Genomic DNA, 26,015 nt, shown 5'->3' with positions numbered 1-26,015 from the left:
TTGGCGATGAAGCCACAATGGCCGGAGGAACTGTCCGGCCAGGTGGTGGTTCTGTTCCGGCGCTAAAAGCCCATATCTGTCAACGTCCGGCAGCCCTCGCGTTGGGCTCCGGAAACACTGACGAATCAAGGTTGCGGCGCCCATGCGCGTTTGGGGCGCACGATCGAAGGACGAGAGAGACGATGGAAAAGGTTCCGATGACCCAGGCCGGCTTTGTCGCGCTCGGGGAAGAATTGAAGCAGCGCCAGTCCGTGGATCGTCCGCGGATCATCGAGCATATCGCGGAGGCGCGCTCGCACGGAGACCTGTCGGAAAACGCGGAATATCATGCCGCGAAGGAAGAGCAGTCCCACAATGAAGGCCGCATTGCCGAGCTCGAGGACAAGCTCGCGCGCGCCGACATCATCGACATCTCCAAGCTCTCCGGCGACACCATCAAGTTCGGCGCTACCGTGACGCTGGTCGACGAGGACACCGAGAAGAAGACGGTGTGGCAGATCGTCGGCGAGGTCGAGGCCGACGCCAAGAAGGGCCGCATCTCCATCACCTCGCCGCTCGCGCGCGCGTTGATCGGAAAGAAGAAAGGCGCCTCGGTCGAGGTCAACACGCCCGGCGGCGCCAAGGCCTATGAGATCACCAAGGTGGAGTGGCGGTAAGCATTTGCCGCCTGCGTGCGACGATGTTTCGAAAAGGCCGCGCCCCGCGCGGCCTTTTTCGTATCTGCGTGTTGCTCGCTAAGACGGAATGTAGAGCAGCAGCATCTCTCGTGTCCCGGACGCGCTCCAGCGCCCTTGGCGTTGCGGCGCAGAACCGGACCCAGAAGGCAGCACGGGTACACGCGTAACACGGGTACACGCGGTAAGATGGGCCCCGGCTCTGCAGCGCACCGCTGAAGGAGCGCTGCGCCGCGTCCGGGGCACGAGACCGCGCGACCTACCTTCTTCCCTTCACATCCAGCGGCACCGCCGCCTCGTATTTCGAATTGTGCAGCACCAGCGAGGTCCGCACGTTGCGGACATGTGGCGCGGCAGTCAGGTGCGTGACGAAATTCTGGAAAGTCGCCATATCGGGGGCGACGCATTTGAGGATGAAATCGACCTCGCCCGACAGCATCCAGCATTCCCGCACCAAGGGCTCGGCGCGGACGAAGTCCTCGAAAGCACGCAAATCCGCCTCGGCCTGGCTGGACAGGTGCACGGCCGCGAACACGGTGACGTCGAAGCCGAGCTTGCGGGCGTCGAGCAGGCCCCGATAGCCGTGGATGTAGCCCTCCTCCTCCAGCGCCCGGACCCGGCGCAGGCAGGGGGGCGGAGAGATGCCGACGCGCTTGGCAAGCTCGACATTCGTGATTCGACCGTCGGCCTGAATCTCGGCGAGAATTTTCAGGTCGATCTCGTCTAGGTTCCGCGACACGTGATTGGAACTCCTGCCCTTTGCAGCGGTATTGGATGGTTTCTCGAAATCGTCATAGCCCAGTCCGCACGGTTAGCGCAATTTTATTGCGCGTGCAGCGCAGTCGACTTTTGTTCCCTGTTGGAAAAATCCGCCGAGAGGGAATGCAATTCTTGCATAGCTCACCAGAAGGCTTAGATTAGCTCTGATATTTCAGCGCCTCCGCGAGAGCTCCCGGCACGTTCCGCGCCCGCGCTGCAGATCCCCCGTGAAAGGCCTCCATCGAAATGTCCGCTCCTGTGCATGCAAAGGTCGTCATTATCGGCTCCGGCCCTGCTGGCTACACGGCGGCGATCTATGCCGCGCGCGCGATGCTCGAGCCGATTCTGATCCAGGGCATCCAGCCCGGCGGCCAGCTCACCATCACCACCGACGTCGAGAACTATCCGGGCTTCGCCGACGTGATCCAGGGCCCCTGGCTGATGGAGCAGATGGAGAAGCAGGCGGTCCATGTCGGCACCCAAATCGTCACCGACCTGGTCACCAGGCTGGAGACTGCGCAGCGGCCGTTCCGCCTCACCTGCGACAGCGGCGACGTCTATCTCGCCGACACCGTGATCCTCGCCACCGGCGCGCAAGCGCGCTGGCTCGGACTGCCGTCCGAGGGGAAGTACCAGGGCGGCGGCGTGTCGGCCTGCGCCACCTGCGACGGCTTCTTCTACCGGGGCAAGGAAGTGATCGTGGTCGGCGGCGGCAACACCGCGGTCGAGGAAGCCCTGTACCTCACCAATCATGCCTCGCAGGTCACCATCGTGCATCGTCGCGATCACTTCCGCGCCGAGCGCATCCTGCAGGAACGCCTGTTCAAGCACCCGAAGATCAAGGTGATCTGGGACTCGGCCGTCGACGAGATCTGCGGCACCGAGAACCCGAACAAGGTCACCCATGTCCGGCTCAAGAACGTCAAGACTGGCGCGCTCACGGACGTGAAGACCGACGGCGTCTTCATCGCCATCGGTCACGCGCCCGCGACCGAGCTCGTCAAGGACCAGATCAAGCTGAAACCGTCGGGCTATGTCGAGGTCGCCCCGAACTCGACCGCCACCTCGGTGCCCGGCCTGTTCGCCGCCGGCGACGTCGCCGACGAAACCTATCGCCAGGCCGTGACGGCCGCCGGCCTCGGCTGCATGGCCGCACTCGAAGCCGAACGTTTCTTGGCCCTTCGCGCCAGCGAGCGCGCGGCAGCGGAATAACATCATGCCTCGAACACGCGACGGATTTACGGATATGGATTGGGATAAGCTGAAGGTGTTTCACGCGGCGGCGGAAGCGGGCAGCTTCACGCATGCGGGCGAGCAGCTCGGCCTGTCGCAATCGGCGGTGTCGCGCCAGGTCTCGGCGCTGGAGCAGGAGCTCTCGGTCTCGCTGTTCCACCGCCACGCCCGCGGCCTGATCCTCACCGAGCAGGGCGACCTGCTCTTCCGCACCGCGCATGACGTGTTCATGCAGTTGCAGGCGGCGCGCGCCAAGCTGACCGACAGCCGCGAGCGGCCCAGCGGCGACCTCAAGATCACCACCACGCCCGGCGTCGGCATCAACTGGCTGATCCCGCGGCTCGGCGAGTTCACTGCGCTCTATCCCGAGATCCGCATCTCGCTGATCGTCACCGACGAGGAGCTCGATCTGTCGATGCGCGAGGCCGATGTCGCGATCCGCACGCGCAAGCCGACACAGCCGGACCTGATCCAGCGCAAGCTGTTCGCGATGGGCTTCCACGCCTATTGCTCGCCGGAATACATCAAGCGCTTCGGCACGCCGCGCACGCTTGAGGAGCTCGACTCCCACCGCATCATCACGCTCAGCGACGGCAGCTTCGCGCCGCATCTTCAGAACCGCAATTGGCTGATCGAAGCCGGGCGCAACGGCTCCGGCCCGCGCGAAGCCTATTTCAAGGTCAACAACATCCTCGGTCTCGTGCGCGCCTGCCAGCAGGGCCTCGGCATCGCCGCGCTGCCGGACTATCTCGTCGAGGAGCAGAACAAACTCGTGCAGTTGTTCGGCGAGTCGGACTCGATCCAGCTCGACACCTACTTCGTCTATCCCGAGGAGTTGAAGACCGTCGCCCGCGTGCAGGTGTTCCGCGACTTCGTGGTGAGCAAGGCGCAGCGCTGGCCGTCCTAATTTCCGCATGACTGACATGCGACCTCGGCTGTTGCTGCACGGCACTCGGCAAGCCCATAATGTTTGCACGCTGAGCCTTCGCGTTGCGCATTTGTCCCCCTCCTCCAGTGGCGCGGGAGTTCAGTAATCCCTCTTGGAAGGTGATTGTGTCGGCCTCACGTGGCCAATACCTAAGCCGGGCCCTTCGGGTCCGGCTTTTTTTCTGTCGCATCCGGCCTTCGCCCTCCGCGTGTATTGACAGTTCCAGGCATACCCCGCATCATTTGCAGATGATCACGAAGTCGTGCGCAGTCGTCTCGAAAAAAGGTCCCCATCCGGGGACCTCGGTTTTTTGCGCGCACTAGGCTGACTTCGTCATCGCTGCAAATCCCGAAAACCCCGCCGCCTGGACGGGGTTTTTTCATGTGCCCTCCGTCTCAGGTTTCCCGAGAAGGAGATGGAACATGACCGGACTTGAAGATCACTTGCACGGACTGTGGCTGCCGCTGGTGACGCCGTTTCACGGCGGCGCGCTCGACGAGAGATCGCTGCGGCGGCTGACGCGGCACTACGGCGCGAGCGCCGTCGACGGCTTCATCCTCGGCGCGACCTCAGGCGAAGGCATGACGCTGCGCGAGGCAGAGCTCGAGCGTCTCGTCGCCGTGGTGCGCGACGAGATGACGGCCAGCGGCCGCACCGTGCCGATCTGCCTCGGGCTCTCGGGCGCGGACACCTCGCGGCTGAAGGAGCGCCTCGACGAGACCGCGGACTGGCCAATCGACGGTTACCTGATCGCCAGCCCCTATTATGTGCGGCCGTCGCAGCGCGGCCTGCTGGCGCATTTCGAGGCGCTCGCCGATCACGCGGCATGGCCGCTCGCGCTCTACAACATCCCCTATCGCACCTCCGTCAACATCACCAACCAGACGCTGCTGCGGCTTGCCGAGCACAGGAACATCGTCGGCCTGAAGGATTGCGGCGCGAGCCGCGAGCAGTCGATCGCGCTGCTGCGCGACCGGCCGAAGGCTTTTCGCGTGCTCACCGGCGAGGATGCCAACTATTTCGAGGCGCTCAGTGACGGCGCCGACGGCGGCATCGTGCTGTCGGCCCATGTCGAGACCGCGACGTTTGCAGCCGTCCATGCCGAGCTGAAGCGCGGCAACCACGATGCGGCGCTGGCGCGCTGGCACGAGGTCGCCGAGCTGACGCGCCTGCTGTTCGCCGAGCCGAGCCCCGCGCCGGCGAAGTACTGGCTGTGGCGCAGCGGCCTGATCGACAGCCCCGAAGTGCGCCTGCCGATGGTGGAGGTGAGCAGCGAGCTCGCGGCGGCGATCGATCGCGAGATCGAGCGACGGACGAAGGTCGCGGCGTAGTTCTGCTGACCCTCCCCCCAGGGGCAGGGTGATCGCATATGAATTATACGGGGACTGTCTGCGGGCTTGCTCCGCCTCTTCCGCTTGCAAGCGGGAGAGGCCGACGCGCTCGCAGAGCGCGGCGGGTGAGGGCTCTCGCCGCACAGGGACGTCCTCAGTTAATCTCAATAGTCCCAGCGCGGAAACACCCTCTCCCCCAACCCTCCCCCGCAAGCGGGGGAAGGAGCCCACTGCCGATGCCGCTGCATTCTGCACATCATATGCGATTGCCCTGCCCCCGGGGGAGGGTAAGAGCACCGCCCCGTGGTTAACCGCTTCTCAATCGCCTTCGCTGTCGCCGCATGGCGCATCCACGGCTCGTTTACGCAGTCGCGCCTATCCTCCAGGACCTACAGAGGGGGAATGACCATGGGACATCGCATCCGGCCTACGGCCGCGCAGCAATTCGCGCCCGCCGATCTCGTGCAGGGAATTCTGGTAGTGTCGTCGTTCGGGTTCTGGGCAGTTATGCTCGGCCTGATGCCGGTGCTGCTGTTTCGCCTCTGGCTGGTCGGCTGACGGAAGCGGGCGCGGGATGGTTAATCCGTGGTAGCACCTGTGTTCAAAATGCACTGGCTGCTGCGATCCGGATCTTAAAACATCCCTGATAGCACTGACGCCCATAAGCGAAGAAATCGCGGGGGCGTTCGTGAATAGTCAGAATGATATGGCGTCGCATTACGACGCCGGACAGCAGGGCTTTACCACCGAGGACATTCTCTGGGCCGTCGGCATCTGGTCGGTGATCCTGACCTTGTCGCCGGTCATCGTGTTCTACATGCTTCTGGTGGCGTAACTCGTCTTCACCGGTGCAGAAACGCAAAACGCGCGGCTTGTCCGCGCGTTCTTCGTCCGGGGAATGAACAATGAAAATTAAGCCGCCTGCTTGTGCATTGCGCCGGACGCCGACGCCGTGCCGCGAATAGCCTTGACCGAACGCTCGATCGCCGCCCACAGCCTTGCGATCTCCTGAGCCGCACGGCTCTCGGCCTGATACTCGCGCGCACCTTCGCCGTGGCTCAGCGCCATCAGCAGGTCCGAACGATTGGTGATCTGGCCGCCCCACACCGGAGCACGGAATTTCGCCAGCGCTTCGCGGGCGATGGTGACGATCGGGCTTTCGGCATCGTCACGGCGCGCCGGCGCACCGTTGAGCACGACCGCGTAGGGCTTGCGCGCGGCGCGGCACATCTGGATGGTTTCCTGCACCGCGTTGACGTCGAACACGCCGGGACGCGCCGGAATGATCACCATCGTCGCGTTGCGGATCGCGTCGTCGACGACGGCCGACAGGTTCGGCGGCGTGTCGATCAACACCCATTCATAGCCGTCGCGCCGGGCAGCGGAGACGATGCCGCTGACGGAGTTCACGGCAGACTTGATCGGCGGCTCGTTGGTGCCACGCAGCTTGTGCCACAGCGTGAGCGAGCCCTGCGGATCCGCGTCCACGAGCATGACCTGCTTGCTCGCCTTGATCTGCGCGGCGAGATGTGCAGCCAGGGTACTCTTGCCCGAGCCGCCCTTACGCGATGCAAAAACAATAACGTTCATATCTTCGGCCTCCAGATTGACCCCAGGCCGCGAAAATGAATCAGCGCGCTGATTCGGGAAAGAAAAATTTATCGAGGGTTGCGTTACAGCCACGAAATAACAAGACGTGTTGGCTTTTGAGTCACACTGCATCGCAGGAAACAGACGCGGCCCCCTGCGAAACAGCGCTTGCGCGGGCATTTGTGCGTTTTTTGAGCAACAAGCGGGACGACGCAACCTTGCCGCGCAAACCTGCGGGCGACTCTTTTCCGTCGCGCACCGGCCGTAATTGCAGCAAACCTGCGCAGCGTTGCGCGAACAAAACGAGTCCGGTGGCTGGCGCAGAGCTGATGCCGGGCATGACGCAGGCATCAAGCAATGGGGCGCTCCGCCCCGCTCAGAATGACTCGGCCTTTTTCTTCTTGGTCGCCTTCGGCGCCGGATTGGCGCTCGTCTTGGTGGTGCGAGGCGCGATATTGGTCGGCTTGCCGGCGCGGACCTCGCCCGGCTCCGGGCGGAAGAACACCCGGCATTGCGGCGAGAGCTGCGCCTTCTTCTTGACCATGCAGGCGGTGATGGCGTCGACGTTCGGAACGAACTCGCTGCACAGCCGCATTGCATCGGGCGAGCAGGCCTGCTGCTCCTCCTGGGTGTAGGCGAAACCGGCGCGCGGCAGGGCCAGGATGGCCAGGGCAAGGCCGAGGGTTGCGGCGGCCGATGACTTGTTCAAGCGAAATGCCGGCATCGATTTCCCCACGTCATGAGTCAGGGGGAATAGTGGGTGAACGGCGGTGCGTTGGCAACGAGGGCAGATGCGAATGCCGCGACGTGTGCGGTCTCGGCAACAGGGCGCCGACTGAGGCGAAACGTTGGCAGCGCGGGCTCGCTCAACCTCCCCGCCTGCGGGAGAGGTCGCACTGAGGGCGCGGGTGAGAGCTTTCTCCGCGTCGGGGTCCTCGATTGCGGCGCCCCTCCCCGGCAAGCGCAGGGCTTTCGCATATGAGTTCTTGGCGGGGCCCGAGCGCGCGCCTCGTCCTTCGAGACGACCGCTTCGCGGTCTCCTCAGGATGAGGCTAAGGGACAGCGGTGCCCGCTGAAACTGCTGCCGCGCACTCCGTCCTCATCCTGAGGGCCCGCCAAAGGCGGGCGTCTCGAAGGATGGCCGCAGGGCTGTCAAACGCGATAGCCCTGCTCGCGAGCGAGAGAGGGAGCGCACCAGTTCCCGTGGCAGCGACAACCCACAAAACTGCGAAAACAACCCCATGCACAGTAGCCAAGTGACGGCAATCCCTCGGCATTTCCATTCTTAGGATTTGGCGAAGTCAAATTTGACTTGTCGGGCAAAACAGGGGCATGATGGCATCATCAAAAAAGATGCGCGTGGGGTGGTCGGCCTGTCTCCTGCGCTGATGTTGGCGGGAGTGGAGGCGATCGCATGGATGGGAATGAGGCGGAACTTCCGCTCTCGGGGGTTACGGTTGTCTCGCTCGAGCAGGCGATTGCGGCGCCGCTGGCCAGCCGGCACCTGGCGGATTGGGGCGCGCGGGTCATCAAGATCGAGCGGCCGGGCGGCGGCGATTTCTGCCGGGACTACGATCATGTGATGAACGGCATGTCGAGCCAGTTCGTCTGGACCAATCGTTCCAAGGAGAGCCTTGCTATCGACATCAAGAGCCCTCAGGGGCGCAAGGTGCTCGACGCCCTGCTGCCGCGGGCCGATGTGTTCATCCAGAACCTCGCGCCCGGCGCGGCGGAGCGGCTCGGCCTCGATGCGGCGTCGCTCGTGAGAAAATTTCCGCGCCTCATTGCCTGCGACGTGTCGGGCTATGGCGTCGGCGGCCCCTACAGCACCAAGAAGGCCTATGATCTCCTGGTGCAGTGCGAGGCCGGCGTGCTCGCAATCAACGGCACCGAGGCGGAGCCCGCCAAGGTGGGGCTATCGGTGGTCGACATCGCCACCGGCATGTACATCCTCAACGGCGTGCTGATGGCGCTCTACGCCCGCGAGCGGACCGGCAAGGGCACCGCCTTTCGGGCTTCGCTGTTCGATTCCATCACGGACTGGATGAGCTATCCCGCGTTCTACACCGAGAGCACGGGCCGGCCGCTGCCGCGCACCGGCGCGAAGCATGCGACGATCGCGCCGTACGGCCCGTTTCGCGTGGGCGACGGCAACACCATCTTCTTCGGCATCCAGAACGATCGGGAATGGCGGTCGCTGTGCAGCATCGTCCTCGGCGATGCCGGCTTTGCCGACGACCTGCGCTTCCGCAGCAATCCGCTGCGCATGCAGAACCGCGACGACCTGCAGGCGCATATCGAGCAGCGCTTTGCATCGATGACGAGCGAAGAGGTGCTTCGGCTGCTGGATGAGGCCTCGATCGCCAACGCGCATCTGAACTCGGTCGAGGCCTTCCTGAAGCACGAGCAGCTCCACGCACGCGCGCGGGTGCAGAGCGTGGGATCGCCGAGCGGGCCGGTGATGAGCTTCCTGCCGGCGCTCACCATTCCGGGCGTGAGCCCGCGGATGGATCCGGTGCCCGATGTCGGCGAGCACAACGAGTCCATCCTCGCTGAACTCGGCTTGGCCAAGGAGACGTGACGATGGCCTCGCTGCGACCGAGCCGGGCCTATCTGGCTGTCCCCGCGCATCGCTCCCGCCTCGTCGCCAAGGCCGCGGCTTCAAGCGCGGATGCGGTGTTCATGGATCTCGAGGACGCGGTGCCGCCCTCCGAGAAGGGTGTTGCGCTGGAGGAAGCCGTCCGCGCGCTGTCCTCGCTCGACTGGGGCAACAAGCGCGTCGCGGTCAGGCTCAACGCCGTCGACAGCCCCTTCATCGCCGAGGAGATCCGCGCGCTGGCGGCGCTACCGCGGCTGGATGCGGCGATCGTTCCGAAGGCGGAGCGCCCCAGCGACATCACCGCCATCGCCGAGCAGCTGCGCGCCGCCGCGCCGGATCGCGCTGCGCCGGTTGCGCTCGAACTGCTGATCGAGACCGCGCTCGGCCTCGTCAATGTCGATACGCTCGCCGCCACGCACGACAGCGTGGCCGCGCTTCATCTCGGCGTCGGCGACTTCGCGGCTTCGCTCGGCGCCCGCACCTCCGACATCGGCATTTCGCCGGACGGCTACCGCCATGTCGGCTCCGCGCAGAGCGGCTACGCCTCCGCGCCGCTCGACCTGTTCGCCTATCCCATGATGCGCCTGCTGGTCGCCGCGCGCGCCTTCGGCCTGCGCGCCATCGACGGCCCCTGCGGCGCCTTCCGCGATGCCAGGCTGACTGAGGCCAGCGCGCAGAAGGCCGCCGCGATGGGCTTTGACGGCAAGCAGGTCATCCACCCCGACCAGATCGAACCGACGCTGCGCGCGTTCACGCCGTCGGCCGAAGAGCTGGCCCAGGCGCGGCGGGTGGTCGAGGCGATGGAGCAGGCCGAGGCGCAGGGCCAGGGCGCGGTGACGCTCGACGGCAAGATGATCGACTATGCCAATGTGCGCATGGCGCGCCGGATCATCGAGCTGGGGTCGTAGCGGCGCATGGCGACCTTGTTGATCGTCGCGCCGGTGTTCGCGCTGATCGCGGCCGGCTATGCTTCGGTGCTGTTTCGTTTCGTCTCGGAGAGCGCGCACAAGGGCATCAGCGAATTCGCCTTCAGCATCGCGATCCCTGCCCTGCTGTTTCGCACCATCGTCGTCTCGGAATTCCCCGACGTCAGCCCCTGGCGGATGTGGGGCGCCTATTACGGCGCGCTCGCCATCACCTGGATCGCGGCGCTCGTGATCTCGGCGCTGCTGCGCCGGCGGCGCGGCAGCAGCGAGGACGGCGTCGTGTTCGCGATCGGCTCGGTCTACGGCAACATCGTGATGCTCGGCATTCCGCTCGTGCTCTCGGCGCTCGGCAACGAGGCGGCGGGGCCGATGGCGCTGATCCTGTCGGTGAACACGCCGCTGCTCTGGCTCTGCGGCACGCTGCAGATGGAGTTCGTCAGCCGCAAGCACAGCGGCTCGCTGCTCTCGATCATCTGGCCCGTGCTCGCCGATCTCGCGCGCAACCCCTTGATGCTGGCGATCGGCTTCGGCGTGATCTGGCGCTTCACCGGCCTCGGCCTCACTCCCGTCGTCGACCGCACCATCGAACTGCTCGCGCAGGCGGGATCGCCGACGGCGCTGATCGCACTCGGCATCAACCTGTTCCGCTTCGAGGTGAAGGGCGAGAAGCCGAGCATTCTGATGATGTGTGCGCTGAAGCTCGCGGCAATGCCGGCCGCTGCGTTCGTACTGGCAAGACTCCTAGACCTGCCTCCAATCGCCGCCGGCGTCATCGTGCTGTTCGCGGCGATGCCGACCGGCGCGAATGCGTACATCTTCGCGGTGCAGTATCAGCGGCTGGTGAACCCGGTGTCGGGCGCGGTGGCGCTGGGCACGCTGCTGGCGGCGGTGACGTTGCCGGTGGTGGTGTGGATGGTGGCGAGGTGAGGCGTCCGGAATTTTACGTCGACGCCGAACGGCCTCGCCAAGGCCAACAACCGATCAGCGCAGGCCCAGAAACGAGAGCACCGCACCAATCACGACGACCAGCCCGATGATATAGATAATACCGTTCATAGCTCAGTTCCCTCAGCGTTGTCTGTCCTGCCGCAGCTACAAACACCTGGGGTCCTGAAAAGGTTCGCCGGTGCTGGCCGCGGTTTTCTTGCGGTATCGGGGAACGAAAACGAACGATGCTGCTTCGGGGTGCTGGAGGACGCACCATCTCCCGTTAATTTTGCCATTGCACGCAAAGGTGGCTAGACTGATCTGATACGTGTTGCAGGGAGGGTAACATGGCACAACGCGAAGACATGCTCGCATTGATCAGGAGCGCCTACGCCGCGCGCGACAACGATGACGCCGACGGCTTGGTGTCAGCTTTTCATCCCGACGGCCTGTTCAGCTTGAAGGGCGACAAGAATGCGCTCGATCTGACAGGGAGTATGCAGGGTCATCCGACTCTGCGCGGCGGCTTCAGTCAATTGATCAAAGACTTCGGATTCGAAGGCCGCGAAATCCTGGCGGAGCTGGTCGATGGAGATCGGGTCGCGATCCATTCCCGCGTCAACGTCAAATACCATCCAACTGGGAAGACGTTCAGCACTGAGATCCTGGACCTGTTCAGAATTCAGGATGGCAAGATCGTCGAGCTGATCGAGTTTGCGGATACGGCGCAGGTCAAGGCGATGATTGGGTGAGGGGGCGGGCCTGCGTAAGGTTCGTGCATTGTCACCGTCATTCTGATGACTGCCGAAAGGGCTGTTCGACACCCTGGCCCGCGCGCCAGGCCATCTCCCAGAAGTCTGCCTCGAGGCGGGTGGCTTCCTTGAAGATCGCAATCAGCTCGGCCTCGCGGGCCGGCGTGGCGTAGAGATCGGCGAGATGCTCCATATGCGCCCGCGCCTTGGCAGCGACCTCCTGGTACGGTGCGCCGGCATACTCGGCGATCCAGACGCGATAGGCGTTCGTCGCAGCGTCCGCTTGGGGTCGCGCGGCGAGCCGCGTTGCGATCTCCGCGTACCCGATCACGCAAGGCGCAAGCGCCACCTTGAGCGCCAGCAGATCGCCGCGCATTCCCGCATCTAACACGTAGCGCGTATAGGCCAGCATCTCGGCCGCCGGAGGGGCTTGTTCAAGGTCGCTCGGGGACAGGCCCCATTCGGCACAGAGCTTCACGTGCAGATTCATCTCGACATCAAGGATGGCCGAAAGGCCGGCCGCGGCTTCACGCATGTCGGCAAGCCTGGGCGACTTGTAGACCGCGAGCGCGTAGGCGCGCGCAAACTCGATGAGGAACAAATAGTCCTGAACGAGGTAGTGACGAAACGCCGCTTGGGGGAGCGAGCCGTCCGCCAATCCGTTCGTGAAGGGATGCTCCGTATAGGCCCGCCACTCAACGGATGCTTCTGTCTTGAGACGCTCGAAGAAACTCACGATGTTTTTCGCCTAGCTTGCTTGTCCATGAACGTCCGTGGCTCGCTACCGATAGCGCATTGCGAACCGAGGAGCTACGGTGACCGCGCACAAAGCTAAACGTTAATTACGGTGACAGTGCACAAAATTGGCTGGTTGATTACGGTGACAGTGCTGGACTGCACCCCTGAAGTGAGACACGATAATTATAGTGACAGGCATTTCGAGGATGACCTGTGTCAGGACGGGGAAAGAAGCGTCAGTTTCCGACGGCTACAAATTGAAGGCGATCAAGCGTGTTGAGCGAGGCGAAGGCGTCCTCCCTGTGGCCCGCGAGCTCGGAATCTCCCGCAAGATTCTCCATGACTGGATCAAGGCCTGGAACGCCGAAGGGCCGGATGGTTTGAACCGGAAGCCCAGCCCCAAACCTGGCCCCCGCAAGCTCAAGCCACTACCGACGTACGACGACAAGCGCTCCGCCCTCGCGCTCGCCAAAGCCCGCATCGCCGAGCTTGAGCGGCTGGTGGGCCGCCAGCAGATGGACCTCGATTTTTTTCGGCAAGCCTTGCGCGCATTGGAGCGACCGGCAGCGCAAGGCAAACCCGCATCATCGAAATCATCAAAGCCATCACGCATTACGGTGACAGTGCCAAAATAGGCCCTGACCAGCGCTTCAGATAGCGCGCCCAGATTAGTGCACTGTCACCGTAATTATTGGTTTGATCCTACGACCTTGGAGGCGAGGCTGGTCGCGGCTGTTGATGCGTTGCCGAACGCCTTCGCGCTCTCGGCAGCGGAGAGGCAGGAGACGCTGGCCGGCATCGAAGCTGAGCTGCTGCAAAGTGAAAGGGAAGAGGAAAGCCTGATCACACTCAGTGAGGCGGCGGACTCGACGATCATGCGCCGCGTCAATGCCGATGCACCGCTCCGATGCCTGCCATCAAATCCGATTTCGTCGCACCGCCGGTGATTTCCGCAGGTTTTTCGCCCCATTGCGGCCTTGCCAAACCGGGCCGTTGCACCTAGTTTCCGCCCCGTCCAGCCCCCTCGGCACCGGCCCTCTCGAAGGGCGTCCCAAGGCGCGGCTCGCCAGGATGCAGTTGTAGCTCAGTTGGTTAGAGCGCCTGTCTGTGGAACAGGAGGTCGGTGGTTCGAGCCCACCCAACTGTACCAAGGTACGAAATTCCACTGCAATCCCGGCATCTTACTGATAGACCTCGCGTATTTGCGCTGCCAAAATACAAAAGGCTGCACAAATGGCATTGCGAATGGTCGCGCTAAATCGCCTTCCAGACAATCGTTGGTTCGCGCGGAAGGTCATCCCAGTGGATGTCCGAGAGGAGTACCATCGCCTCTACGGCACTAAGCGCGAGGCTCACCTGAAGCTCCCCGCTGATACGCCACGGCATGAGGCGAAGGCGCGGCTCGGCGAATGGGCTGCTGACGTCGAAACGCGCATTGCCACGCTGCGCTCTCAACAGAGGGGCGAGGGCCAGCCGCTCACCAAGCTCAACGCCATTGCCCTCGCGGGTCGCTGGTACAACTGGTTTGTGAAGCAGCACGAGGATCACCCGGGTAAACCGAGGTTCTGGCGCGACTTCAGCGATCACATCGCGTGGAACGTGCTCCGCCCTGAGGCACCCGACAGTTACGAGGAAAACACCAAAGCTGACCGTCGATGGGATTGGATCAAGGAGCCAGACATTCGTGAAGCTGTTAGGCCGCAAATCGCGGAGTTAGCGCGAGTAGCAACGTTCCTCGCGAGCGATGGGAAGGTGCTGAACCCGGCTGCATACAGGCTTTTCGTGGATGCTGTGAGCGATAACCTCTTGCCTGCAATCGCGTTGCTGGAGAGGCGCGCAAACGGCGACTATTCCCACGACGATACTCCTGACACTTTCCCACCGTTCACAGGTGGCCCGGCGAAAGCCTCGGGCATTGGCTGTTGGGAGCTTTTCGAAGCGTTTGTTCATTCGACTAAAATCAAGCCGAACACGATCAGTCGATGGCGCGCCGTGTTTCTTGAAATGCAACGAGAGTTTGCGGAGGTCGGGGCCGATGGGATCACCGAAGACGCAGCGCGGAGTTGGATGCACGGACTGATCAATGGAAGACGCACTGCTAAGACCGTGCGCGAGATTTGGCTTTCGGCATCACGACGCGTGTTTGGCTGGGCGCGCGAGCACAAACGCATTCGTGCCAATCCGTTCAAGGAGGTTAAAGTAGACGTACCTCGCAAGGTGCAGACGAGGGAAGAGGGGAGGAGTTTCACCGCCGCAGAGGCGGTCACGATCCTGAATGCCAGTCTCAAATACCAACGGCCGACCACCGCCACCGAGCGGACGCGACGCTGGGTGCCTTGGATCTGTGCCTATTCCGGTGCAAGGGCGGGGGAGATAACGCAGTTGCGTGGCAAAGATATTGAGGAGCGCAGCGGAATACAGGTGATGATCCTCACGTCTGAGGCTGGAACGATGAAAACCGGTGAGACGCGCGTTGTACCGCTCCACGAGCACCTTATTGCTCAAGGTTTTATCGAATTCGTAAGGCAGATGGGAAAAGGCGCACTCTTCTACAATGACAAGACCCCGCAACGTGTCAGCAACGATCCTCTTAAGCCGGCACGAAGCCGTGCTGAAACTGCGCGTGCAAAGCTGGGGGAATGGGTACGGGAGTTGGGTGTGAATGATCCGGGCATCAGCCCCAATCACGCGTGGCGCCACACATTCAAGCGCATTGCTGACGAGAGCGCCATCCGTGAAAAGATGAACGACGCGATCACAGGACACACGCAAGCTAGCGAGGGCCGGAAGTACGGACCGCCCCTTATCGCGGCGATGGCTGACGCGCTCGCGAAATTCCCACGATATAAGCTGGATTGACTTTAGCCGACCTACCGTCCGTGCTCACCCGTCGAGACCTACTAAGCGCACGCGTGGCACCAAGGTAACCCGATGACGGCGCAAGGCTTCTCTGGGCTCGCGAGAAAGCGCGTCGGCTAATGCACGAGGAGCGGACGAGCCCGGAGCTGTTCGGCAGGTCGCAGTTTGACCCGAAGCGGCAGTGCGTCATCTGTCAACGAAGTGCGGACCTTTCAGCTGCCCTGTTCCAACCTCAATTTGGCTGGGTCCAAGGGTAGCCAGCGAGTATCCTTGAAGTCCTCCAGCGATTTACCCCCTAGTACATCCTTGCGAACTGGGTGGAGCAGATAGAATGTTGCTCGCTTTGGCCCAAGTGGGAGAACCAAGAACACATTCTCCATGGTCAAATGCATTGTCCCTAGGATCGTTTGGGCTAGAGCTATGGTTGTTTGGTCAGGGCGAAACTGCCAGTGCGTCGCGTATACGACTAGATCAACAGCGGTGGTTCCCGGGCGGCCATAGTGACGTGATTTGTTCTCCACAAGGGAAGCAAGAGCTTTCGCGCACTCAAGGCAATTTACCCACGCGCCCTCGCGCTCGAACGGGTTGCCCTTTCCGTCGAAGTACACGAATTCGGTCAGATCAATATTGATGTCACCTCCGGGTGTCTGGATACGAAAATCGAAGTTGTTTTCCTCGTTCTGGATGACCTTGTTTATGGTTGCGCCTCGCTTCCGAAACTCCTCTACGAAGCAATCCATGACAAACTGCTCCTGAGCTGACTTCTCCTCTGGCCATGCAATTTTCTTCCATTCGGCCGAGGGGCCTTCAGCTGTCTGTCTAACAACGAATGGCCCAACTTGGCCCGCCGGCTTTTTAGGCATTACGACACCTCCGATGTCTTGGTTTTTCATCTAGATCGGTACGAAACAAAGCTCGCACCAAGGGTCCTCTGCTAGCCCGCAGCGGCATCTCGGCCAACCAGTCCCTATGTCCGAACTTTTGTTCTAAACGGACGTTGCCACGATACACGGAAAAGGCCGCACCCGAGCGTCCGAATGGAAACCTTGGTGCGGCCAGTATCTGTTACGCGGCTTTCACGAGGAAGCTCTTGGAGCCACGGCCAACACCTGGAATGTACTTCACGCCCAACTCCATAAGCGCCTGTGTTGTCGGGTGTTCTGTGTTGTTCAAGGTTTCGCGCAGCTTCTTCACACTGCTGAGCTGCAGTGCATGTTGGATGACCGAAAGGGAAACGACGCCTGCGGCCGCCTTCCGCATGTAGTCGATCAGCCGGACGTGAGAGCTTCCTGCCCGAGGTCTCTTCTCCTTCGCGGGATCGAGCGAGAAATCCCAAGGGCTCACGACAATACCCGGCATGTCCGCCTTGATGTCGTCAAGGATGGCATCTCCCGTACCGTCATGCGGCAGCACGATGAAGATGTCAGCGGCTGGACAACGCCCTTCAGCGTCGATGACGTGACGGCAGCAGATACGGTTCATGGCTTGTATGACCGAGACAGACAACTGCCGTTGCTCCATCTCCTTGCGGACATTCTTGTACTGCTTCCATTCGGGCGACTTGAGCCACTGATTGTCCTGAGCGCCCTGCAAGGCACAGAACATGTTAGTGGCCCACGTTTGGGGCCGGTACGGCAGGCCGAGGATGAGCGCCGTGTCGAAGTCCTGCCACGTGTTGCGACCGTCAACGGCGCCCCAGTGCCCGACCGAGAACTGCTTGAAGTTAGCCTTTTCGGCCCATCGTTTCGTAATGACCTCTTCGACATCCTTGTGGACGCACATGAACACAGAGCGCTCTGGGCTTACCGCTGCCTCGATTGACTGACGAACACGGGACAGTCGCTCCTTGATCCGTTCAATCATGGCGTTCTTCCCAAGACCAGAGCCCCGCGCAACGTGGAGGGTCACGCTGCTATAGTCCCTTGCGCGCCCCGGAATGGTTGGTCGAACGTGTCCTTCCTCGAAGAGGTCCCACAGGAAGTTCGCACGTGCGGTGGCATCGAGGACCACAGGTCCCGGCGCGTTCAGAGGCACCGCCAGCGCCGCCGAGTTGATCGAATGCCACTCACCTGACTTGGAGTAGTAAGCGAACTGATCCAAGCAGGACTGAACGGCATTGATCGTTTCCTCAACACGCTTGGCCAAGCGGGTTCTGTCTGCGGTGCTGGTGTGGTTGTACACCATGCGGTCATACGGCAGACCCAGCATTGCCGAGATGAGAGGTGCGAAGTCTACGCACGCGGGCGCGCTGCCTTCTCCCCAGATCAGCGACATAGCGCCGTCGAGGTCCTCAAGGTCAATATATGCGAGGAGCACCTTATGCACCTCTTCGAGAACGGCGAATTGCTCAGGCAGTTCAGCGCGCACCGCAGGCGGAATGAGGCCAATGACGAAAGCCAAGTTCTCAGTCGTGGCGCTGCTCTCGTCCACGACATTGGCAAGCGCCTCGTCAATGATAGTGAGTAGCCGCTTTCCGCCTCTCCAAGACACAAGTCGGTCCCAAGGCCGCCAGTCTTGGCCCTTGAGGTTCCGCTTGGCATTCAGGAACGCTTGGTGGGTGATGATCACCACGTCGCTCTCATGCAGCTCTTCGGGCTTCGCGTAGTTGTCCGAGTGATGCACGACAGCTACTGAGCGTCCCGCCAGTCCATTGATTGTGTTCTGAATGCTGTTCGCATCTTCCCTCAGTCGCGTGACGATGAGCATGCCGACAGGCTTAAGGGTGTCCGCAGTCTCCCGATTGAGGTCCGCTTGCATAGCGGCGTACACGCAAGTGCCTTGGGTTTTACCAGTGCCGGTTGGAGGCTGCAGAATGCGCCATGGAGACTGAACACCGCTGGCTGCTTCAACGATGGAGGTCTCGAAGTTCTCACCCATGATCCTCCAGAGCGTCTGAAGGTCTGACGAGGAGTGTTGACCAAGGCCGCCTTCGGAGCGAGATTTAGTCCAGTGCGAGTTCATGCGCTGGCTGAAATCCTGCGGGCACACGAGTGCATGTTTTGCTTTCGGTAGCGTAGTGACGTGCATAATGTTGGTGTTCCTTGTAGGACACGACAAGCCGCGCGGTGAACTCCGAGGAGCACCGTGAGGAGGCTTGTGACAGTGGGTTTATGAAAATGGTTGGTCTGGATAGACCAGCCGAAGGAGCCCCTGAAGGCTCTAAGGGAGGTAGTGGAGGCTCAGGGGTTGGTTGGGGTAGTGTTCTCGTAAATCACCCCCCAGAAGCTCTAAGAGAAGATGGTCATTAGAGGTCTCAGGGGGATAATTCCTGATCACCGATCAGTTTATGACAGGATAGGGACTTCCGCTCCGACGTCGCAAAAGCGGCTCAAGGGCATTCCTCCGGCGCCACAGGGAGCCCCCACCAATCGGGCTGGCTGCTTGGCTCACTAACGAGCCATCAATTATCAAACCCCATCAGTGAACTTCTCTTGAGCCTCAGGCGCCGCTGCCAGTGCTGAGGTATCCTTGGTGTTCGCGCCAAGGCTTTACCGACGGTTTGATGTTGAGTTAGCGAGGCACGGAAGGCCCGCTTTCGTGCAGAAGGGCGTGGTGGCGGCTTCTAAGTGTCTGAAGCAGATGCAATTCAAAGCGGCATGAGGGGTTCTTGTATGCAGCTAACGAAACGCATAGATCAGAGGCGTCCCGGAGCTTCCTTGCCTTCTCCCTTCGAACACGATGGTGCCGCCCGTCAGCTTCTGGAGGCATTGCGATGGCCCGATGGTCCCCACTGCCCTCGCTGTGACGCCCGAGAACCTACTGTGTTCATAATCGGTGGTGAGAAGCGCACCCATCGGGAGGGGCTCTACCAGTGCAAGCGGTGTCGTCGCAATTTCAGCGTCACCGTGGGAACACCCCTGCAGCGCCTGAGAGTTCCTTTGAGCACTTGGGTGCGTGCGGCTCGTGAGTTCAGTGCCGACGACACCAATCGACCAGACAACGCAAGGCGCGGGGATAACCTGGTGCCCTTGGGCGAGCTGGCGCCTAAAATCGGCGTTTCCTACAAGACCGTGTTGCGGATGCGCGACATCCTCAAGCGATCCGCGAGCAAGTACAGGGGACACAGGAGCGGCTTTGGTGCGTGGCCCCGGAGCCTGATGAGGCACAAAAGAGGCACTCCAGAGAAGACGATTAGGTCTTCTGGAGAACTCATCAAATTCGTATCGGCCGGTCCAAAGGCAAAGGGGATGCTCGATCGTACCGAGCAGGTTCTACGGCTCCTCCTTGCCGCTCGGCCCAAAGCAGTCCGACGCAAGCGCCGCCTTTCTACTGGGAGTGGGCGTGATAGGCCGCTAACGCCTTGATGATGCAAAGAAAGCCCACAAGATGCGCGGGTGTTCGTATGCAGCTAACGAAACGGAGCCTTTTGTCTCCCGATATGAGGCTCATTGAGGTCGAAGGTGAAAGCGCGGCACCACACCATCTGACCCTCAGCGGGACCCGAGGGAAGCGCAGTGCATCGGTCAGTCTGATAGCGCTTGGCGCTTTAGCCTCATATTTTGAAGGCGGGGGGGCGGGGTCGATCAGGAGTGGGACCCGGTGGCCAGATGGGACCCGTGAAATTCGGCGGGGGGTCGGCCAAGTCAGCCTGTTCGCGGGATCTACGCGCTCGGGAGTTCTAAGCGCGTTCGAGGATGTTAGCTACCGATTGCGCATACCATTGGCCACCGCGGGCCGTCGGTATCCCTCGGGCATTCAGCGCCTCTGCAATCTGTCGCAGCGTGTTCGCACCGGCCTTCTGCGCTTCACGGATGAAGGGAAGCACGTTGGTCGCATAGCGGTCCGCCTCGGCCTTCACGGCCTCCACTGCACTCCTGCGGGCCACATGGAGCTTAGGGTTGCCTAGCGTGACCCCGCGAGCCTTGGCCGCCGAAAGGGCCTGCCGTGTGCGAGTGGCAATCAACGCGCGTTCCTTCTCCGCCAGCGCCGCGAACAGGTGCAGCACGAACGGGTCAACGTCAGGTCCAAGCTCAGCAACTACGAAGGGCACCCTGTGAGCCATCAGGCCGGAGATAAAGTGAACGTCGCGGCTGAGCCGGTCGAGCTTCGCGACCCCAACGTGGCACTTGAGCTTCCGTGCGGCGGCCAGCGCGGCCTTGAGCTGCGGCCTGCGGTCCAGTGCATCGGAGCCCTTGCCCGTCTCGACCTCTACAAACTCGCGAGCTACCTCGTATCCCTCGGACGCCGCGAAATGGGCGAGGGCGTGCCGTTGCGCCTCGATGCCTAAGCCTGAGCGGCCTTGGCCGGACGTGCTGACCCGGATGTAGCTGACGAGCGGAGTGGCGGTCAATGTGGAGGTCCTCCAGAGCAGGGCAGTAAAGAACCTTATCGTCCATTTAGGTTATAGACAACGGCCGTTTGGGAATCCCTGCGATTCCGTTTTGCATGGCTTGCGCTCGGATGCTGAAATGAGCGGCCCGATTCGCGGGGGCTGTTGAGGTGGCGGGATGCAACCCGAAATCGAAGAAGAAGCGCTTAGAGCACGGCTCCAAAATCTCAGAGACGAGATGGAGGCGGGCCGTGTCTTCTTTGCATCTCACCTCTCGGTGACCGATAGCCTCAAGGCTGTGAGGAGTGGCCCCGATGGAAGGATTGACCTCGCAACGGTAGACAGCCGTGTTCGCGCGTTGGCCAATGCGGTCAGCTTTTCCACAAACCGGAGGCAGGCGAAGGAAGCGGTCTCACTGCGAGACCTACAACAGAGCTATTTCACGTTCATCGAGCGCAATTTTGGTGAGATGTACACCGAAATGAAAAAGCGCGGTGCAGATCCCTCTCGCGTTAGCGCGGCCATCTCAACTGATACGGAGAACGTGAAAGAGTTCATGGCGGGCATGCCTGAGTTCTTGAGCGTAATCGATGACCTCTGGAAGGAGACTTGGGATAGTGCGCACTATCACGTTCAAGACCTCACCGGCCTAAAAGCTGTATTTGGGGGCGAGACATTCCCCTCTCCGCGAAAGAACATCGTGTCTTGTGCGGGCGTCTATGCCGACACTATCGTTCTGCCAGACCCGTTCTTGAGAACGCGGTTTACCCAACAGCAGGACGATGCCACGGCGGTGCGCTGGTTTGTAAAGTCAGCCCTGTCACTGTTGCATTATCGCGAGGCAGCGCTGGCCGATGTCGAATGTCCTTTGGTCGTTATCGCTCCCGATGCAAGCTACGTCGATGACGATGAGCAGGAGGTCATGATACGTGCCGCCGAACCGAGTGTTTTGAAGCATCTCGCGGCGCTTTTTGGAACGCAGTTCGGCAGCATTGAAGAGGCGTCCGAGTTCTTGAGTACCCTCGCTGCGCCCGAGCAGGTAACTGCTAAGTTAGCGGACAAGAAAAGGCTGCTATTCCACGAGGGCGACAATGATCCCCTTGAACAGCAGATTCAAGACTACATGGACGGCTACTTTAGTTCCCAACTCGAAGGGGGTGCAGGCACTGCAGTACTCTTCTCAGCGATGGGCCGGATGCGACAAGCAACGGACCTGCTCAGGCGTGCCTCGTCACTCGGGGGAGCGCCACTGATCGATGCGCCGACGTCGTGGAAATACTTCACCTGGAAACTGGGTTACGAAGCGGGCAGTGACCCGGAGAAGCCCGACCTCCATCTGCACATGACACAAGCGATGCAGAACGCGGCTCGATACGAAATGCGGTGGCTGGGGAATGTCCCCGTTGAAGCGTTGATAGAGATGCGAAAGCAGAACGTGCTGCCTGAGCTGCGTCAGATGCTCAGCACAGGCGTTGAGGCGCTGATGGAGCTGCGCCCTGATAATTTCCATCGGACGGGGGATCAGGTAATCAAGAACATCCAAGATGCCTTTGATGGGCACCGCAAACAACTAGACGCATTGCGGGGAAAGAAATGGCGGTTTGCTGGGGTGGAGCTTGGCGCTTGCGTTGTGAAGGGCGCAGTTCAGATCGCATCCGCCTGCGGAGTGCCCGGCGTGAGCCTTATAGGCGCCGCACTCGATCAGGCTTTGGACGTGCCGAAAGCAAGGGACATCCCAAGGCGGTTCAAAGCGCTCAGGGAGGAGCACAAAAAGGCACACTCATCGGCAGTCGGCCTTCTGTTCGATGCCAGCCGCGCTTAGTTACCTGCTATCATCTTGCTGACGCCGGTTTCTTTCGCGCTCTTGCTGCTCGCGTTCTCGCTGCCGACGCTCCTGTTCTTGCTGCCGCTCCCGCTCTTCCCTGATTTGCTGTTGCTTACGCATACCTTCTTCACGTTCGTTAGGTGACATGAATACCGCCCAAGCTAAACAGGACCTGAAAAACAAGCGCAGGCTTCTTGTTGAAGGGCTTTCAAAGCTCGCGCCTGCGGACCGGAAGGATTATCTGGAAAAGCTCGAAAAGCAAGCTGAGACATATCTTCAGGAGCAGCTGAAGGCCGCTCTAGCCATCACCCAGCGTGCTGTAACGTTGGCAGCTATTCTAGGCGCCGTGATTGCCGCAACAGCGGGACTGGTAGGCACGCTTGCGGCGCGGCAACTGGATTTGGGCGCCCATTATTACGTGCTCGCTCCAATGCTGCTGTGCTTGATTATCGCCCTCTCCCGGATATTTCGGGCCACGATGCCAGATAGGTTCTACTACGCCGGTACAAACCCGGTTCACTGGACCGATGATGTCGTGCAGCGGCGAAACCTTGAGGAGGCCCGCATTGAACAACTCGCCCTGTATTCTGAAAGCATCACTGACAACACCGCCAGCATGAAAGAGGCCCAAGGCTTCCTTAGGTCGGGATATACGTGGATTGGGCTCGCCCTTGGCGCCGTCCTGTGCGGCGAGTTTGTCATTGCTCTCAGTCTCATCGCCAAGCACGGGTTGCCCTCGCTTCCTTAGTCAGGTCGCGAACCAGCGCTGCTCGATTTTTGAGAAATAGATACAGCGGCGGCGCCATGTAGATCGACACGCACTTTGGAAGCCGAGACCCCTAATTGCATAGCTTCACGAAAGCAGGCGCCACCGAGATATGATTGGCGACCTATGGAGCGCCCAATTGCCTTCGCATCGCTGCCTGATTTCTTAGCGCCTCAATTCCTTGGTCCGCTGCTTTTTGATCCAGGAACATGTTGAGAGGAAGGAACGCGTCCTTGCGAGAGAACAGCTCTCCATTCTCGACGCTGTAAATCTCTAACCTTCCATTTCCAAAGTAGTCGGTTTGAAACCGGTGAAGTTCAGCCAATGCTTCGAGGTGGTCCGGGCTTCCATCATCCGGCGCGATGCCGACCCCGTGGCTCCAATCAAAGTTCATGCGCTCGTTCTGAAAGTCCGCGTGCAATTCTAAGCTCACTCGCCCATCGGGGGATGAAAAGCGCATGTGGAATATATGGGAATGCTGGCCGATTTCATTGATGATCATGCCAGTCAAAGGCGCATAGGGAGCCTTACCTCGAATCTGGATATTGATCAGGGGGATGTCGACCAACCTTTCGTCTGTGATGGGCTGGCCGCTTTGAAGGCATGCAACGGTGTCAGGGCCAAGCGTTTCCTTGAGGCCAGCCAGTTCATAGAGATGATTTTGCCAGACCGTATGCGTGGTCTCTACGCCTAATTCTTGCTCGATAGCCATTTCAGCGAGCGCCGCCATGATAGGAAGCTCCTGCCAGAGACGACGCGCGTGGGAGGGATTGTCCGGGTCAATTATCGGTTCTTCCCGGGCGTGGGCCATCGCGCCCCGTCCGGATTCAAACAAGTGGGCTCCGACGTCTGCCACGCCCTTCGCACGTAGTGCGGCTAATGCTTCCTTGCCACGATGGTCGTCAATCTTGTCAACGCTCGTCGCAATCCATTCTTTGCGTCGCCGACCGTTTGGGAATGCGGCCTCTAAGACCCGATAAAACGAAAGAAAGCCGTAACCCGGGTGATTTAGCCCGCGCCCCTCCCGCATTAGTGCGAGCGCCAGCATAGCGCGTTCTGCGGTTGGCTCCGGGAAGTACGAAGTCTCAAATTCCTGGCACAGCGAAAAGCCTCTTTCCTTATCGCGCCACATTGGCGACGGCAGGCTTCCCCCGGTCAGTTCGTCGACCAAGAAGCCTTTTCGCTCAACCCAGCTCAGCGTGCTAATGAACCGCATCAGCACAAGCTCGCACTCCTCCGCGCTCTTCCCGTCTGGAACTCGCAACGCAACCGCAGGGAAATAATTCTTCATCACCGGAAGAATCCATACGGTTAGGCCGCGATAGCGTACCTGCTGAGACTTCATCGGCCAGTAGCTGTTGGTCTGGATGTTGGCAACCACCCAATACCCTCGCTCTGCGAGTTCCCCCACGATGACATCGTTTAGATCAGGAATTTCGGCCACTCAGCCTCTCAAAAGAAAAATTTAACGGCCAGACCCAGAAAGCCAACGAGCAGACCAACACCTGCGTACACACCACGCCACTTGGTAAAGTGCTCTTCGACGCGCCTCACTAACGATAGCTTCGCTATTGCTTGTTCGTTGGATAAGAGAGCTAGGTGCGCAGCCTTCAACCGCAGAACTTCCGCATTGGCCGCACTATGCGTTGCCGTGGAGTTGTAAGCCGGAGCACTGGAGGGATCGCCTCGACCGCGCAACGCACAATCCGTGCGCACGGCCATCTGCATGATCCGCGCAGCATATCCATTGAGCGCGCGTTCGAGGGCGTTCAGAGCCGATAACTTCAGAAGCGGCGGATACGCGACACACTCTGTTTCCCACTGGCGGAAGCCTTTATGGACGTGGTTCAAAAGATGCTTGCTGACCGAGGACCAGTAAATCTCTTGGATCTGGCCTTGAAAAACGACGCCGCCAACGCGGATGCGCCCACCATGGAAGTCTTCGACGTCAACCAAACGATCAGGCATGTTGATGTTATGCCAAATGAAGAACCAGTCGTTTGACATGCGAATTTCGTCTTGGCCCAGCTCGTGGACCAACGAAATCTCGAATGGGGTCGTCTGGTGCATAGCCCAAAGGTCTCTGCAACGAAAAGGTGAGAGGGAGAATCAAGCGCAACTCCGAGAATATCAGGTTCTGTCCGGTCGGACGTGCGTCGACCTTGGCCGGCAACGCTGATTGCCGCCTTTGGCATCCGGGGTAGGGTCCGAACACGTTGCATCCTATGCAGAGTGCGCCTTGAACAAATACAAAACTCGAGTACAAAAGAGCGTCACAGCGGCGCAAATAATCTTTAGTTATCAGTAGGTAACACGAGCACCAGTGGTCCCCACCCAACTGTACCAGCTTGAAATCTCAGCAAGAAACGCCACATCTAGAGTGTCATTCTGACCTGCTCGGCTTTGCCTTAGCAAATGTGTGCCGGCAAAACCGGCTCGCGCGGAGCCGGGCCGGCAGGGGGTGCCTGCCGACCCGTCGATGTCGCTCCCGAAGAGTTAGACGATGGGCACCGGGTAGGCCTTCGCGAAGCGGCGCCCGTGAACGATATGGTTTACGGTGCCGACGTTCAGGCCGATAGCAATGGCCGCGGTAGTCTGCGACCAGCCCATCACCCGCACCGCCCAGAGGACGTTGCAGGCTTTCTGGAAGTTGCAGGGGTGGTGGTTGTTAGAATGCATCTGTGAAGTCCTTTCACCATAGGGTGTTTTCGAGGACTCCCGGCCTTGAAAAGGCTTGGCCGACATGCGAATCTATTCGGTGCAAGTGCCGCATATCGAGCTTTCTCCGGCCAGGAGATAGTTTTTGCGGTCCTACTGAGCGGCTCAGGTGTTGCAAGCG

Annotated in this window: 26 protein-coding genes and 1 tRNA gene; 17 read left to right on the top strand and 10 right to left on the bottom strand. The window is 60.8% G+C overall.

Annotated elements, in window-relative coordinates; translation table 11 throughout:
* The first annotated feature begins 182 nt into the window (after positions 1-182).
* The gene (greA, locus tag ACSHT2_RS25695) at positions 183-656 is read left to right on the top strand and encodes a transcription elongation factor GreA (RefSeq protein WP_027563740.1); all 474 of its coding nucleotides are present in this window, start codon (positions 183-185) and stop codon (positions 654-656) included.
* Between the two features lie 277 nt (positions 657-933).
* Here greA and ACSHT2_RS25690 read toward each other — a convergent pair whose 3' ends face one another.
* A complete protein-coding gene (locus ACSHT2_RS25690; RefSeq protein ID WP_319339360.1) occupies positions 934-1,413 on the bottom strand; it encodes an Lrp/AsnC family transcriptional regulator in 480 nt (159 codons plus the stop codon).
* Between the two features lie 266 nt (positions 1,414-1,679).
* Here ACSHT2_RS25690 and trxB point away from each other — a divergent pair, with 266 nt between their 5' ends.
* From trxB to ACSHT2_RS25665, 5 genes are all read left to right on the top strand, one after another.
* Complete coding sequence (gene trxB / locus ACSHT2_RS25685; protein ID WP_440637301.1) at positions 1,680-2,645, top strand: thioredoxin-disulfide reductase; 966 nt, start codon at positions 1,680-1,682, stop codon at positions 2,643-2,645.
* A 4-nt stretch (positions 2,646-2,649) separates the two neighbouring features.
* Entirely contained in the window at positions 2,650-3,573 is a 924-nt protein-coding gene (locus ACSHT2_RS25680) for a LysR family transcriptional regulator (protein ID WP_028178742.1), read from the top strand.
* A 443-nt stretch (positions 3,574-4,016) separates the two neighbouring features.
* Positions 4,017-4,925 (top strand): 4-hydroxy-tetrahydrodipicolinate synthase family protein, encoded by a 909-nt coding sequence (locus ACSHT2_RS25675; RefSeq protein ID WP_440637300.1) that lies wholly within the window; start codon positions 4,017-4,019, stop codon positions 4,923-4,925.
* 408 nt (positions 4,926-5,333) lie between these two features.
* Positions 5,334-5,483, top strand: a complete 150-nt coding sequence (locus tag ACSHT2_RS25670; RefSeq protein WP_319339368.1) for a hypothetical protein — start codon at positions 5,334-5,336, stop codon at positions 5,481-5,483.
* 130 nt (positions 5,484-5,613) lie between these two features.
* Entirely contained in the window at positions 5,614-5,760 is a 147-nt protein-coding gene (locus ACSHT2_RS25665; protein ID WP_440637298.1) for a hypothetical protein, read from the top strand.
* A 77-nt stretch (positions 5,761-5,837) separates the two neighbouring features.
* Here ACSHT2_RS25665 and ACSHT2_RS25660 read toward each other — a convergent pair whose 3' ends face one another.
* The gene (locus tag ACSHT2_RS25660; protein ID WP_319339415.1) at positions 5,838-6,515 is read right to left on the bottom strand and encodes a ParA family protein; all 678 of its coding nucleotides are present in this window, start codon (positions 6,513-6,515) and stop codon (positions 5,838-5,840) included.
* Between the two features lie 376 nt (positions 6,516-6,891).
* On the bottom strand, positions 6,892-7,239 hold the full coding sequence (locus ACSHT2_RS25655) for a hypothetical protein (protein ID WP_440637297.1): 348 nt from the start codon (positions 7,237-7,239) through the stop codon (positions 6,892-6,894).
* A gap of 690 nt (positions 7,240-7,929) precedes the next feature.
* On the opposite strand from ACSHT2_RS25655, the gene ACSHT2_RS25650 reads away from it, so the two are divergent.
* The 4 genes from ACSHT2_RS25650 (at position 7,930) to ACSHT2_RS25635 (ending at position 11,719) form a co-directional block, all read left to right on the top strand.
* Entirely contained in the window at positions 7,930-9,096 is a 1,167-nt protein-coding gene (locus ACSHT2_RS25650; protein WP_440637295.1) for a CaiB/BaiF CoA transferase family protein, read from the top strand.
* 2 nt (positions 9,097-9,098) lie between these two features.
* Complete coding sequence (locus ACSHT2_RS25645) at positions 9,099-10,022, top strand: HpcH/HpaI aldolase/citrate lyase family protein (protein WP_440637293.1); 924 nt, start codon at positions 9,099-9,101, stop codon at positions 10,020-10,022.
* A gap of 6 nt (positions 10,023-10,028) precedes the next feature.
* Entirely contained in the window at positions 10,029-10,967 is a 939-nt protein-coding gene (locus ACSHT2_RS25640) for an AEC family transporter (protein WP_440637292.1), read from the top strand.
* Between the two features lie 347 nt (positions 10,968-11,314).
* Positions 11,315-11,719, top strand: coding sequence for a nuclear transport factor 2 family protein (locus ACSHT2_RS25635; RefSeq protein ID WP_440637291.1), 405 nt, complete (start codon positions 11,315-11,317; stop codon positions 11,717-11,719).
* 37 nt (positions 11,720-11,756) lie between these two features.
* Here ACSHT2_RS25635 and tenA read toward each other — a convergent pair whose 3' ends face one another.
* Entirely contained in the window at positions 11,757-12,455 is a 699-nt protein-coding gene (gene tenA, locus ACSHT2_RS25630; protein ID WP_440637289.1) for a thiaminase II, read from the bottom strand.
* A 208-nt stretch (positions 12,456-12,663) separates the two neighbouring features.
* On the opposite strand from tenA, the gene ACSHT2_RS25625 reads away from it, so the two are divergent.
* The 4 genes from ACSHT2_RS25625 (at position 12,664) to ACSHT2_RS25610 (ending at position 15,316) form a co-directional block, all read left to right on the top strand.
* Positions 12,664-13,092 (top strand): transposase, encoded by a 429-nt coding sequence (locus tag ACSHT2_RS25625; RefSeq protein WP_440637287.1) that lies wholly within the window; start codon positions 12,664-12,666, stop codon positions 13,090-13,092.
* Positions 13,093-13,167: 75 nt separating this feature from the next.
* Positions 13,168-13,404 (top strand): hypothetical protein, encoded by a 237-nt coding sequence (locus ACSHT2_RS25620; RefSeq protein ID WP_239621355.1) that lies wholly within the window; start codon positions 13,168-13,170, stop codon positions 13,402-13,404.
* A 126-nt stretch (positions 13,405-13,530) separates the two neighbouring features.
* A tRNA-His gene (locus ACSHT2_RS25615) sits at positions 13,531-13,607 on the top strand.
* 83 nt (positions 13,608-13,690) lie between these two features.
* The gene (locus ACSHT2_RS25610) at positions 13,691-15,316 is read left to right on the top strand and encodes a hypothetical protein (RefSeq protein WP_440637285.1); all 1,626 of its coding nucleotides are present in this window, start codon (positions 13,691-13,693) and stop codon (positions 15,314-15,316) included.
* A gap of 212 nt (positions 15,317-15,528) precedes the next feature.
* On the opposite strand, the gene ACSHT2_RS25605 is transcribed toward ACSHT2_RS25610, so the two are convergent.
* Positions 15,529-16,179 carry a hypothetical protein gene (locus tag ACSHT2_RS25605; RefSeq protein ID WP_440637284.1) on the bottom strand — a complete coding sequence of 217 codons (651 nt, stop codon included), beginning with the start codon at positions 16,177-16,179 and terminating at the stop codon, positions 15,529-15,531.
* 202 nt (positions 16,180-16,381) lie between these two features.
* Entirely contained in the window at positions 16,382-18,193 is a 1,812-nt protein-coding gene (locus ACSHT2_RS25600) for a DEAD/DEAH box helicase family protein (protein WP_440637282.1), read from the bottom strand.
* Between the two features lie 719 nt (positions 18,194-18,912).
* On the opposite strand from ACSHT2_RS25600, the gene ACSHT2_RS25595 reads away from it, so the two are divergent.
* Entirely contained in the window at positions 18,913-19,620 is a 708-nt protein-coding gene (locus tag ACSHT2_RS25595) for a transposase (RefSeq protein ID WP_440642929.1), read from the top strand.
* 314 nt (positions 19,621-19,934) lie between these two features.
* On the opposite strand, the gene ACSHT2_RS25590 is transcribed toward ACSHT2_RS25595, so the two are convergent.
* Positions 19,935-20,606, bottom strand: a complete 672-nt coding sequence (locus ACSHT2_RS25590; protein WP_440637281.1) for a recombinase family protein — start codon at positions 20,604-20,606, stop codon at positions 19,935-19,937.
* Between the two features lie 157 nt (positions 20,607-20,763).
* Here ACSHT2_RS25590 and ACSHT2_RS25585 point away from each other — a divergent pair, with 157 nt between their 5' ends.
* Both ACSHT2_RS25585 and ACSHT2_RS25580 read left to right on the top strand, forming a co-directional pair.
* Positions 20,764-22,407, top strand: coding sequence for a hypothetical protein (locus ACSHT2_RS25585; protein WP_440637279.1), 1,644 nt, complete (start codon positions 20,764-20,766; stop codon positions 22,405-22,407).
* Between the two features lie 148 nt (positions 22,408-22,555).
* Positions 22,556-23,158 carry a hypothetical protein gene (locus ACSHT2_RS25580; RefSeq protein WP_440637277.1) on the top strand — a complete coding sequence of 201 codons (603 nt, stop codon included), beginning with the start codon at positions 22,556-22,558 and terminating at the stop codon, positions 23,156-23,158.
* 142 nt (positions 23,159-23,300) lie between these two features.
* On the opposite strand, the gene mauJ is transcribed toward ACSHT2_RS25580, so the two are convergent.
* The 3 genes from mauJ to ACSHT2_RS25565 form a co-directional block, all read right to left on the bottom strand.
* Entirely contained in the window at positions 23,301-24,620 is a 1,320-nt protein-coding gene (gene mauJ, locus ACSHT2_RS25575; RefSeq protein ID WP_440637275.1) for a methylamine utilization protein MauJ, read from the bottom strand.
* An 8-nt stretch (positions 24,621-24,628) separates the two neighbouring features.
* Complete coding sequence (locus ACSHT2_RS25570; RefSeq protein ID WP_440637274.1) at positions 24,629-25,183, bottom strand: hypothetical protein; 555 nt, start codon at positions 25,181-25,183, stop codon at positions 24,629-24,631.
* A gap of 489 nt (positions 25,184-25,672) precedes the next feature.
* Positions 25,673-25,921 carry a hypothetical protein gene (locus ACSHT2_RS25565; protein ID WP_239621353.1) on the bottom strand — a complete coding sequence of 83 codons (249 nt, stop codon included), beginning with the start codon at positions 25,919-25,921 and terminating at the stop codon, positions 25,673-25,675.
* Positions 25,922-26,015: the final 94 nt, after the last annotated feature.

This window comes from Bradyrhizobium sp. PUT101 (assembly GCF_052043945.1).
GTDB lineage: Bacteria > Pseudomonadota > Alphaproteobacteria > Rhizobiales > Xanthobacteraceae > Bradyrhizobium.
Note: the sequence above shows the minus strand (reverse complement) of the source record. Positions and strands in the feature narration are given on the sequence as shown.